Source organism: Streptomyces sp. NRRL F-5122 (assembly GCF_001507435.1).
GTDB lineage: Bacteria > Actinomycetota > Actinomycetes > Streptomycetales > Streptomycetaceae > Streptomyces > Streptomyces lannensis.
The window spans coordinates 61,352-72,679 of sequence record NZ_LMWH01000248.1 but is presented as its reverse complement, the minus strand read 5'-3'; the positions used below and the strand labels follow the sequence as shown (position 1 = coordinate 72,679).

The window sequence follows — 11,328 nt, the reverse complement described above, 5'->3', positions numbered from 1 at the left end:
AAAGTCGTACGGGGCAACCCCACCCCCGAGGAGCTCGCCGCCGCACTCGCGGTCGTCCGAGCCCGCGCCGCGGCGGCAACCACACCACCGCCCGGCGCGACCGCCCCAAACGACCTGTGGGCGGACCGCAGACGCGCCATCTGCCGGGCCGGCCTTCCTCAGCCCTCCGCCATGGCATGGCGCAGCACGTACTGGCCCCGCTGAGGACTTCGCGACTTCCACTGCCGCCGCCTTGAAGACAGTGGCTGGTCGACGTCAGCCGACCACGGCGTCCGGACCCGGGATCGACTGCTCGGCGGCGGACCGCGCATCGAGCCGATCCCTGATCGGCATCGCCGGTGTGCCCTACGGACACACCGCCCGCGCAGTCCGAACCGTCTTCACCGGGCTTGACAGTGGCACAGGCGTGCCTGTACTTGGCCTTGAGCACCTCCGCCACCCGCCCCGGGGCATCACCGGACCGGTCAGTCGCCGGCACGGTAGAGCCGGGACGAACCTCCTTAGACGGCGGACTGCCGGTGCTCGACATGTCCTTGGGGGAAAGGTCGTCATGGTCAGGACAGCGCGCGTATCGGCAGTGGTGGCGCTGGCAGTTGCGTTGTCGGGAGGCTGCATCTCCGGCGGGGCACCGGAGTCCGGCCCGCCCGGCAGACAGGGGCCCGATGCTCGGGTGCCTGCTCATTCGCGTCGGCCCGCGAGCACCGCCGCCCCCTCCCGTCTCGTCCGGTGCGGTGAGGGAGAGGCCTATGACCGACTCCCTTCGCGACCGCCACGCGACAGGGCCGATGTCGCCGTGGGGCCACTGCGGTGGCCCGGCCTCAAGGGATGGAAGGATGGCCGCCCGACGGACTTCGGAGGACGTACGGCGGACGGCTGGCACTACAAGATCGGCGCTGAGCTCGAGCGAGGCTCGGTGGTGACGGTCTCCGTGGCGCCCGAGGCGCGGCAGCGCGCCGGGTTGGGCTACGGCCAGGAAGAGGGCTACACGCCGTCCGCAGGGGTGACGTTCCACGCATGCCCGGACGCGGACACGGTGTATGTCGGCGGCTTCTTCGTCCACGGCGACGGCCGCTTCTGCCTCCCGCTCGACGTCCGGGTGGGCAATGGCCCACCGAAGAGAATCCTGATCTCCGTGTTCAGCGGTGACTGCCCAGCCTGAGTACCGTGCAGGCGCGTAGGGCCGGCTTCACACCACCCAACAAGGAAGGGACCCTCCCCCGTTATGTTTTTCGCGGTCCTGCAAGAGGGCCGCTGGCCTCCGGGCCCGGTATGACTTTTGCCCCCTGTCGAAGGGATGACCTGGGGGGTGGTGTCGCCGGGCCCGAGGGGTGCCGTCGGAGACGCTGATGAGAGGTCCGGCCACCGTCCGACCGGGCGCAATGCCCGGTCATTTGCGGGCGGCAGGTCTGCATAACGTGGATGCGCGAGAACGGCCCCGATGCCCAGGCCAGCGCTGATCGAGCGAGTGGGGGCATGGTGATCGACACTGACTGCGTGGGCGTCTTCCTCGGGCTGGACGTCGGCAAGAGCACGCACTACGGGCACGGGCTGACCCCGGCCGGCAAGAAGGTCTTCGACAAGCCCCTGCCGAACAGCGAACCCAAACTGCGGGTCGTCTTCGAAAAACTGGCCGCGAAGTTCGGGACTGTGCTGGTGGTCGTGGACCAGCCCGCGTCCATCGGCGCTCTGCCGCTGACCGTAGCCCGCGACGCGGGATGCCAGGTCGCCTACCTGCCGGGCCTTGCCATGCGGCGGATCGCCGACCTCTACCCGGGCGAGGCCAAGACCGACGCCAAGGACGCCGCCGTGATCGCGGACGCAGCACGGACGATGCCGCACACCCTGCGCTCCCTGGAACTGACCGACGAGATCACCGCCGAGCTGACCGTCCTCACCGGCTTCGACCAGGACCTCGCAGCCGAGGCCACCCGCACCTCCAACCGGATACGCGGCCTGCTCACCCAGTTCCACCCCAGCCTGGAACGCGTACTCGGGCCACGCCTGGACCACCAGGCCGTCACCTGGCTGCTGGAGCGCCACGGCTCCCCCGCAGCTCTGCGGAAAGCCGGCCGCCGCAGACTCGTCGAGCTCATCCGGCCCAAAGCCCCACGCATGGCCACCCGGCTGATCGACGACGTCTTCGACGCCCTGGACGAGCAAACCGTCGTCGTGCCCGGGACCGGCACCCTCAACACCGTCATCCCCTCCCTGGCCCGCTCCCTCGCGGCGGTCCATGAACAGCGCCGGGCCCTGGAAGCCCAGATCAACGCCCTGCTGGAGGCTCACCCTCTTTCCCAGGTCCTGACCTCGATGCCGGGCGTCGGCGTCAGGACCGCAGCCGTGCTGCTCGTCACCGTCGGCGACGGCACCAACTTCCCCAGTGCCGCCCATCTCGCTCCTACGCGGGTCTCGCCCCCACCACCAAGTCCTCAGGCACCTCCATCCACGGCGAACACGCACCCCGAGGAGGAAACCGGCAGCTCAAACGCGCCATGTTTCTGTCCGCCTTCGCCTGCATGAACGCCGATCCCGCCTCCCGGACCTACTACGACCGGCACCGCGCCCGCGGCAAAACCCACACCCAGGCACTCCTGCGTCTCGCCCGCCAGCGCATCAGCGTCCTATTCGCCATGCTCCGCGACGGCACCTTCTACGAACCCCGCATCCCCCAAGCGACGGCTGCATGAACCAGCCCACAGGCCGGTCGGTTCAGGTCAACACCTTGTGTCGTCAGTCCACGCCAAGAGCTCCGCGGCACCCCGCCGGACAGCTTCTTCCTGGTCCCGGGTGAGCTTCCCGCAGGCCGCTGCGACGCCGGGCACACCGTCCGGCCCCACGAGCGCGTCATGCACCCCGGTCTGCAGCCAGTCAGCCTGGTTGCCGTCAGCCTCGGCAACCGCGAGAGCGATGAGCCTCACGGCGGCCACCGTCCCCACCCGGGCCAGGGCCTCTGCCGTCTGTCGAGTCACTGCCGTGTCCTCGACGTCCAGCAGCAGTCCCACCAGCACTTCCGCAGCCTCAGGAACATCAGCGAAGGAAGCAAGGTCATGCCCAGCACGGACACGTTGCGTCCAGGAAGGAGACGACGCCTCAGCCAAGGCCGCCTCCAACCCACTCATCATCTCTGGCACGACCAGACAGTCTCACGCCCACGAAGAAGATCGAACCTCGGGCCGAACCTGCCCACACGCTTGACGAAGAACATAGAGGCACCCCCCCGTCAGCACGCCGATGGGGTCGGTCCAGACGAACCCCCGCGCCCCGAGAGCGGAAGCCCCTACGAGTCGTCGAGTGCCGCCCTTGCCACCCGCAGGGATGTCAGACCGCGGGCCGGCGCGGGCCGGCCGCTTCGGGGAGCAGTCGCGCGCCGATACGGTCCGCGCTCGGCCAGCGCACGTCGTGGACCCAGCGCAGTTTCTCGAACACCCAGATGAGGCGTGCCGACGGGTCGAGCTGGCCCGGCAGGACGCCGTGGCGCGCGCCCGTGGGGTCGGCGTGATGTGAGTTGTGCCAGCTCTCGCCGAAGGACAGCAGTGCGAGCGGCCAGAAGTTGGTGGCCTTGTCCCGGCTGAGGAACGGGCGCTTGCCCGCAACGTGGCAGACGGAGTTCACCGACCACGTGACATGGTGCAGCAGCGCCATCCGGATCACGCCGGCCCAGAAGAATCCGGTCAGCGCGCCGGTCCAGGTGCCGGTGACAAGCCCGCCGACCAGCGCCGGGAACAGAAGCGAGAAGGCGGTCAGCGGCCCGAAGAGCCGACCGACGAGCCGCAGGTCGGGATCGGCGGCGATGTCGGGCGCGAACCTGGCGCGGTTGCTCAGTTCACGCCTCAGCATCCACCCGATGTGCGCGTGGACAAGCCCCTTGAGCAGCGCACGGGTGTCGGTTCCGTAGCGCCAGGGCGAGTGCGGGTCGCCCTCCCGGTCGGCGAAGGCGTGATGGCGGCGGTGGTTGGCCACCCACTGGACCGGCGAACCTTCGACGCCCAGCGAACCGGCGACGGCCAGGGCGATCCGCAGTCCTCGCCGTGCCTTGAACGAACGATGCGTGAAGAGACGGTGATAACCGACCGTGAGGCCGAAGCCGGAGACGAGGTAGGCAACCACCGCCATTCCGATGTCCAGCGCGGACAGGCCCCAGCCCCACACGAACGGCACCACGGCGATCAGGCAGATCGGCGGGCCGACGACGAAGATCCACATCGCCACCCCCGCCGCGGCCGTCTGCGGGGCGTCGAGCAGCGGTTTGACCTCGGCCGCGGTCTCGGCATCGCGTTCGGCGACGGCCTGTTCAGCGCGGTCAGCGTCGCTCGGGGTCATCGGTTCCTCGCCGTTGCTCGAGCCAATTCGGACGGGGTGCCGGAACGGCGGGATCATGCGCACCTGTGCGCGCTCGAGAGCCCGTTCGCGGCCCACGGCAAAGGATCCCACCGGCCGGCATCCGCGCAGGTCGTCGCCGGTGTCCGGGATGTGAACGTCGCGAGACCGAATTACCTTCGACGCACCTGGAATTCAGGCGAGCGGGCGTTCCCGATGCGCCACCGGGCACCGTCCGGCATCCGGGCCGGCGGTACACCTCATGCCCGGCTGGGAATCACGGAGATCCTGCGGCTGAGCGCCCGTGCCGCCAAGGCCGGCTCCCCCTTCGACTCCATGCGCGGAGGGCCGCCACATCGACGACGACCGGGATGTACTGAAGCGGCGGGCGCGACGTCCTCAACCGGACCATCCGCAAGCCCGAATTGGACCACCCGAGGTGACCGCGAGTTCGAACTCCACGTCCACACCGCGAAAGAGACGCTCGGCCCTCGACTGCCGCGGCACGATTTTCGGGAGGGAACCGTCAAGGCCGCACAGTGTGCACGCGGCACGTGGGTCCGGGGCCGAGGTCGAGCCGAGTGGCGAAGTCACGCCGCATCAATCGTGTCGGGGCGGCGTCTCGTGGATCCGCGCCACAGCCTCTGTCCGCCTCACCTGGCGGACAGAGGCATGTCATGTGAGACGGATCAGCTGTTGGCGTTGAAGACCGGGTAGTAGCCGCTCGAGTGACCGGTGGCGGTGGGGTGGTAGGACTCCCAGCTCGGCGAGACGACCAGGGAGTGCAGCCAGCCGTTCCCGGAGCAGAGTTCGTGGCCGGTGAATGCCCCGCGCACGTCGCCGAAGACGAAGCCGTGGGCGGCCGCCCTGGCGGCGATGACGTTGTCGAGGACGTCCGCGGCCTCGTCGATCTTGCGGTGCTTGGTGTCACTGAGGCCGACGCAGAAGACGTTCAGGGTGTACATGCGCGGGTAGCCGAGGACGACCACCTTGGCGTTGGGTGCCTTGGCGCGGATCGCGTTGTAGGTGGCGTCCAGACGGGCGGGGAGCGTGTTCTGGGCGTAGCTCTCGGCCTGGCTGACCCGGTTGACGCAGTCGGTGTCCGAACCGGCCACGCAGGTGGTCATGACATCGGAGAAGCCCGTGTCATTGCCGCCGATGGTGATGGAGACGAGTCCGGTGGAGGAGTTCAGGGGGCCGAGCTGGCCGTTCGTCACATCGGTGGTGACCGCACCGGAGCAGGAGGTGTCGGCGAACGAGGAGGGGGCGTGGGCGTTCTTCCACAGATAGGGGTAGGCGCTGAAGCTGCGGTGGCAGTTACCGCTCGAACTGTCGTAGTTTCCGGCGCCGTTGCCTGCTGAGTACGAGTCCCCCAGCGCAACGTACGCGGGTCCGGCAGCTTCTGCCGGACCGGTCATCACCAGGCTGAACATCAGCGCGAGGCTCAGCGTGGCAAGGGCCGAAAGCGACTTGATGCGTCTCACATGACCTCCCTGAGCGGGAAAGCTGGCCCTCATTTGGTACAACAGGCAACCACCCAAGGGAAGTGTCCATGTCAAAGATTCTTCCCGCGTAGATGTCCCGTTCATGCCATCAGTGAGCGGCATTGGACCAGACCGCAGAAAAGGTCATGGCTGCGGCTGTGAGCAGCACTCAAACCTGTCGGCGTCGATTGGAAATTGACCGGAAACTGATGTTCCGTCAATCGGCGACCCCGTATCGGGCGCATACCGACGAACAGGCCTTGCCGACACCAAAGGGGCCCCCTTGCCAGGTCGCCCAGGACCATTCCTCATACGCCGTTGCGCGCGCCCTTCCGTCGCGGGACGGGCCGTCACCGGATATGCGCCCCGCCCCCGCCACGCCGGTGCGCCGGGTGCCGAGGCGGCGGAGGCTGCGGCGGTGCGAAAGAATCCGCTAGGCACCCACAAGGGCCGATACGGGAAGGAACCCTTATGAACGTGCGGGACGAGCACTTCGACGTCGTTGTACTCGGTGCGGGCGTCGGTGGATACGTGGCCGCGATCCGCGCTGCCCAACTGGGCAAACGCGTCGCCGTCGTCGAGGAGAAGTACTGGGGCGGCGTCTGCCTGAACGTGGGCTGCATCCCCTCGAAGGCCTTGCTCCGCAACGCCGAACTGGCACACGTCTTCACCCACGAGGCGAAGACGTTCGGCATCAGGGTCGACGGTCAGGTCTCGTTCGACTACGGCGAGGCGTACCGGCGCAGCCGCCGGGTCGCCGACGGGCGGATCAAGGGGGTGCACTACCTGATGAAGAAGAACCAGATCACGGAGATCGACGGCCGTGGCACCTTCCTCGACCCGCACACCCTCCAGGTGGCGGGCAACGACGGCTCCTCCCGCACCGTCCGCTTCGACCACTGCATCATCGCGACGGGCGCCACGCCCAAGTTGCTGCCCGGCACTCGACGCAGCGAACGCGTGGTCACGTACGAAGAGCAGATCCTCGCCGAGGACCTGCCGCGGTCCATCGTCATCGCGGGGGCCGGTGCCATCGGCATCGAGTTCGCCTACGTCCTGCACAACTACGGTGTGAAGGTGACCGTGGTCGAGTTCCTGGACCGGATCGCGCCGTTGGAGGACGTCGAGGTCTCCGCCGAACTGGCCCGCCAGTACCGCAAGCTGGGCATCGATGTGCTCCCCTCCACCCGCGTCGACACCATCGACGAGTCCGGTCCGCAGGTGCGCGTCACGGTCACCGCCAAGGACGGCTCCCAGCAGGTCCTGGAGGCCGACAAGGTGCTGCAGGCGATCGGCTTCGCGCCCAACCTCACCGGCTACGGCCTGGAGAACACCGGCGTGCGGGTCACCGAGCGGGGAGCGATCGACGTCGACGGCCGCTGCCGGACGTCCGTCCCCCACATCTTCGCCATCGGAGACGTCACCGCCAAGCTGATGCTCGCGCACGCCGCCGAGGCCATGGGCGTGGTCGCGGCCGAGACCATCGCGGACGCGGAGACCATGGAGCTGAACTATGTGATGATCCCGCGCGCCACCTACTGCCAGCCGCAGATCGCCAGCTTCGGCTACACCGAGGCCCAGGCCCGCGAGCAGGGTTACGACGTGAAGGTCGCCAAGTTCCCCTTCAGCGCCAATGGCAAGGCGCACGGCCTGGGCGACCCGACCGGCTTCGTCAAGTTGATCAGCGACGCCAAGTACGGCGAGCTGATCGGCGGCCACCTCATCGGCCCGGACGTCACCGAGCTGCTGCCCGAGCTGACTCTGGCCCAGCAGTGGGATCTGACCGTGCACGAGGTGGCCCGTAACGTCCACGCCCATCCGACCCTCGGCGAAGCGGTCAAGGAGGCGGTGCACGGCCTGGCCGGCCACATGATCAACTTCTAGCCGGGGGACGACGGGCGAACGCACCGCCGTTCGCGCTCACCGACGGCACGGAGCCGTTGCCCCCGAGCCGGGCAAGGCAACGGCCCCGTCGTCGGGCCCGCACTGGGACCGTGACTCTCCTGGCGAGCGTCTCCCGTCCCCGGCGGTGCGTCGGGGACGGGAGAGACTGCCTTACTTGTGGGTCAGGAACTCCTTCGTGGAGAGGGCGCGGTTGACGATGCGGATGTCACCGACATTGCCGTGGAAGACGATGTCGACGGCGCCCGCGCTCTCGTGGCCGCCCACCAGCCAGGGCAGTCCGAGCGAGGTGAGGCCGATCGACTCGCGGTTCGGGTTGTCGACGACCGGGGCGCCCTCGACGTACAGCTTCGTGTACCGCCCGTCGTTGACGACGGCGAGGTGCCACCACTTGAGCTCGACCAGGCCGTGACCCCAGTTGGTCGTCGGGTAGGTGTCGTTCAGCGGGTAGTGGTTGAACTGCGGCTCACGGCCGTTGTTCGAGATGGCGAACTGGACCAGGGGCTCGTTCGGGTCGGTGTTCTTGCCGTGCTTGCCGGCGTCGCCGGCCGAACCCCGGCGGCTGAGTATCGCCGCCCAGCCGTTGTTGCCGGCGTCCCAGTCCAGCGGCATCATCACGAACGTCTCGATGGTGTACCCGGACTTGAACGTCTCGGCGTTCAGCGGAGCCTTCGCCCCGGTGGTCAGGTACGTGCCGTGGAGCGGGTTGCGTCCACCGACGAACTTCAGGCTGGCGTGGGCCGGCTGGTCGGGGTGGTGGTCGGCGGACCAGGTCAGCGCGTCGGCGGCCGTGCCCGGCAGGGTCACCACCGTCAGGTCGTTGCCCTTGCCGGACAGGTCGTGGATGGTCTGGCCCGCGGTGAGCGCGGTGCCGGGAGCGCCCTGCCCGTCGAAACGCCAGTACGCCATCGTGCCCTTGACCAACTCCCGGGCGGCCGGACGAGCGGGACGGACCGGCACCGGGATGAAGCTCGAGAACCGCTTCTCGAAGTCGATCGGCATCGAGAAGTTGTCGACCGGGCCGGTGATCCGGGCGTGCTCGGCCGCCAGCTCGGTGCGGGACTCGGGGTCCTGCGCCAGGATCCACGGATTGATCGTCTCGACGTCGATCGTGTTCCGGGCGAGGTCGAAGTGGTACAGCCGGATCATGCCGCCACCGCCGAAGTACCGGTTCTGGTAGTTCGTGATGTGCATGTACACGTCGTTGCCGGCGGCGTTCTTCTTGGCCGTGCGCGCAGGCGGCCAGTAGTGACCGTTGAGGGTCAGGAAGATCTGGTCATTGTCGTTGATCAGCTTGTCCCAGACCGTCTCACCGTAGCCGGAGAGCACGGCGTTGTTCTCCGGGTCGCCGGACTCGTACGGGAAAACGTTGTCATCGTAGTTCGAGTAGACGAGGTCGTGCGTCGTGAGGATCACCGGCATCTTCGGGTGGGCCTTGATGACGTCGTTCGCCCACGCGAAGCCCTGGTCGGTGGTCCGCCAGTCCATGGCCAGCACCAGCCACGAGTGCCCGGCCGCCTGGAAGATGTGCGCGGTGTTGTAGCCGGTCGGGTCGGACCCGGCGAACGTCTTGGAACGCTTGAAACGCTGCGGACCCATGGTCTGCAGGTACGGCGTGTCACCACGGCTGTCGTCGCCGCTGACGTCGTGGTTGCCGGCCAGCACGCTGTACGCGGCACCGTGCGCGTCCAGAAGGGCGAAGGCCTTGTCGACCTGCTTGAACGACAACGGGTCGGCGTCCTGGGTCATGTCACCGAGGTGCGCCATGAACACGATGTTGTTGTCGGGGTTCCCGCTGTTGTCGATGATGTAGCGGAACGACTCCTCCTGCGGCGTCCGGTTGACGCTGTCCTGGCTCCCCCAGTACAGGAACTGGGTGTCAGGCATGACTGCAAGGGTGAACTGGAGGGCGGTCGGATCCGGTCTCCACGTCCCGGTCTTGCCGCTCTTGGCGGCCTCGGCGGCGAACGCGGGGGTTCCGCCGAGAACGGACGCGCCGGTTCCCACCGTTGCCGCTCCCGCACCGGCCAATGCCGCGTTGCGCAGAAAACCTCGGCGGCTGTGTCCGGTCGACTCCTGGGACGGAGTGTCACCGTGAATGGACATAGGGGCCCTTCCCGGGTTGATAGTTCAAACAGGAACGACGCTAGTCAGAAGCGCTGCAAGCTGGGCAGCCACAGGATGACGAACGAAGATCAGGTGTCTGTCCAGGACTGAAAGGCCCAGCCAAGTCATGACGGGATGCCGATCTCCCGATGACCAGACGATGACCAACAGGAGTCGCGGCCCGACCGGCAACCGGTTGCGACCGAAATCGATGTGGCGCGGAACGGCAGCAGCTTCACGGCCACCGCGCCCCGAAGCGGACAACCCGCCCTGCGGGTCCACCACCCAGGGGACTTGCTTGCCGAATCGGCAAACGCACTCGTCGTCGGCGCGGGGACCTCCGCATGATCGGTGTCGAGCCCCCGGATCGGCCGCACGTCGGGCCGCCCGGGCACCCAGCAGACCTGAAGGAGTCACATGTCGCGGCACGTCGCGGAGACCGCACACCGGCTGATCCAATCGCCGGGAGGCCGGATCCACCTTGTGGAGCAGGGCACCGGGCCGCTGGTCCTGCTCGTCCACGGTTTCCCGGAGTCCTGGTACTCCTGGAGACACCAGCTGCCGGTGCTCGCCGCCGCGGGATACCGCGCGGTCGCCATCGATGTACGCGGCTACGGCCGCTCCTCCAAGCCTGCCGCGACCGACGCGTACCGGATGCTCGACCTGGTGGAGGACAACGTCGCCGTAGTGCACGCCCTGGGCGAGGAGTCCGCCGTGGTCATCGGCCACGACTGGGGCGCCACCATCGCCGCGAACTCGGCGCTCCTGCGGCCCGAGGTCTTCCGCGCAGTGGGACTGCTGAGCGTCCCCTACACCCCGCGCGGTGGACCTCGCCCCAGCGAGCTGTTCGCCCGGATGGGGGGCGACGAGGAGTTCTACGTCTCGTACTTCCAGGAGCCGGGCCGCGCCGAGGCCGAGATGGAGCCCGATGTACGCGGCTGGCTCGCGGGCTTCTACGCGGCCCTTTCCGCCGACACCATGCCCGCGACCGGTGCCCCCGACCCGCACTTCGTCGGGAAGGGCGGTACGCTGCGCGACCGGTTCCCCGTCGGCAGGCAGCCCGCCTGGCTCAGCGACGAGGAGCTCGACGTCTACGCCGGGGAGTTCGAACGCACCGGCATGACCGGGGCGCTCGCCCGCTACCGCAACATGGACCGCGACTGGGAGGACCTCGCCGATTTCGACGGCGCCCCCATCACCCAGCCGTCCCTGTTCATCGGCGGCGGCCTGGACGCCTCCACGACATGGCTGGCAGACGCGATCAAGGCCTACCCGGTCACGCTGCCCAGCCTTGTCGACTCCCATCTCCTCGACGACTGCGGTCACTGGATCCAGCAGGAACGCGCCGCGGAGGTCAACCGGCTCCTGACCGACTGGCTCGCCGCACTGCCCGCCTGACACACACAGGCGTGCCGCTCGGCCAGGGACGCCTTCGTCCGGCCGGCAAGCCCGTCCGGCACCGATCGTCGCCGCACCGAAGCCTTGATCGGCACGCTCGGGGAGCCCGCAGGACGATCAT

8 protein-coding genes and 1 pseudogene are annotated in these 11,328 nt (G+C 68.3%); 5 read left to right on the top strand and 4 right to left on the bottom strand.

All coding sequences use genetic code 11. The annotated features are described in order from the left end of the window. The 3 genes and pseudogenes from ADL25_RS46680 to ADL25_RS30680 form a co-directional block, all read left to right on the top strand. A partial coding sequence (locus ADL25_RS46680; protein ID WP_079050671.1) for an acyl-CoA carboxylase epsilon subunit occupies positions 1-204 on the top strand: 204 nt, incomplete at its 5' end. 589 nt (positions 205-793) lie between these two features. Further along, on the top strand, positions 794-1,159 hold the full coding sequence (locus tag ADL25_RS30685; RefSeq protein WP_059131132.1) for a hypothetical protein: 366 nt from the start codon (positions 794-796) through the stop codon (positions 1,157-1,159). Between the two features lie 314 nt (positions 1,160-1,473). Next, positions 1,474-2,687: pseudogene (locus ADL25_RS30680) on the top strand (IS110 family transposase). A gap of 27 nt (positions 2,688-2,714) precedes the next feature. Here ADL25_RS30680 and ADL25_RS30675 read toward each other — a convergent pair. From ADL25_RS30675 to ADL25_RS30665, 3 genes are all read right to left on the bottom strand, one after another. Continuing rightward, positions 2,715-3,002 carry a hypothetical protein gene (locus ADL25_RS30675; protein WP_059131141.1) on the bottom strand — a complete coding sequence of 96 codons (288 nt, stop codon included), beginning with the start codon at positions 3,000-3,002 and terminating at the stop codon, positions 2,715-2,717. 316 nt (positions 3,003-3,318) lie between these two features. Further along, the gene (locus ADL25_RS30670; RefSeq protein ID WP_059131131.1) at positions 3,319-4,320 is read right to left on the bottom strand and encodes an acyl-CoA desaturase; all 1,002 of its coding nucleotides are present in this window, start codon (positions 4,318-4,320) and stop codon (positions 3,319-3,321) included. 686 nt (positions 4,321-5,006) lie between these two features. Further along, complete coding sequence (locus tag ADL25_RS30665; protein ID WP_059131130.1) at positions 5,007-5,801, bottom strand: SGNH/GDSL hydrolase family protein; 795 nt, start codon at positions 5,799-5,801, stop codon at positions 5,007-5,009. 471 nt (positions 5,802-6,272) lie between these two features. Between ADL25_RS30665 and lpdA the strand changes: the two genes are divergently transcribed. Beyond that, on the top strand, positions 6,273-7,685 hold the full coding sequence (lpdA, locus tag ADL25_RS30660; protein ID WP_059131129.1) for a dihydrolipoyl dehydrogenase: 1,413 nt from the start codon (positions 6,273-6,275) through the stop codon (positions 7,683-7,685). 171 nt (positions 7,686-7,856) lie between these two features. Here lpdA and ADL25_RS30655 read toward each other — a convergent pair whose 3' ends face one another. Next, the gene (locus ADL25_RS30655) at positions 7,857-9,809 is read right to left on the bottom strand and encodes a LamG-like jellyroll fold domain-containing protein (RefSeq protein ID WP_059131128.1); all 1,953 of its coding nucleotides are present in this window, start codon (positions 9,807-9,809) and stop codon (positions 7,857-7,859) included. Positions 9,810-10,226: 417 nt separating this feature from the next. On the opposite strand from ADL25_RS30655, the gene ADL25_RS30650 reads away from it, so the two are divergent. Further along, entirely contained in the window at positions 10,227-11,207 is a 981-nt protein-coding gene (locus tag ADL25_RS30650) for an alpha/beta fold hydrolase (RefSeq protein ID WP_059131127.1), read from the top strand. Positions 11,208-11,328 lie beyond the last annotated feature (121 nt).

Excerpts from the sequence above, each read along its gene's own strand:
- lpdA (WP_059131129.1), top strand. The coding sequence starts at position 6,273 with ATGAACGTGCGGGACGAGCACTTCGACGTCGTTGTACTCGGTGCGGGC.
- ADL25_RS30670 (WP_059131131.1), bottom strand. The coding sequence starts at position 4,320 with ATGACCCCGAGCGACGCTGACCGCGCTGAACAGGCCGTCGCCGAACGC.
- ADL25_RS30650 (WP_059131127.1), top strand. The coding sequence starts at position 10,227 with ATGTCGCGGCACGTCGCGGAGACCGCACACCGGCTGATCCAATCGCCG.
- ADL25_RS30655 (WP_059131128.1), bottom strand. The coding sequence starts at position 9,809 with ATGTCCATTCACGGTGACACTCCGTCCCAGGAGTCGACCGGACACAGC.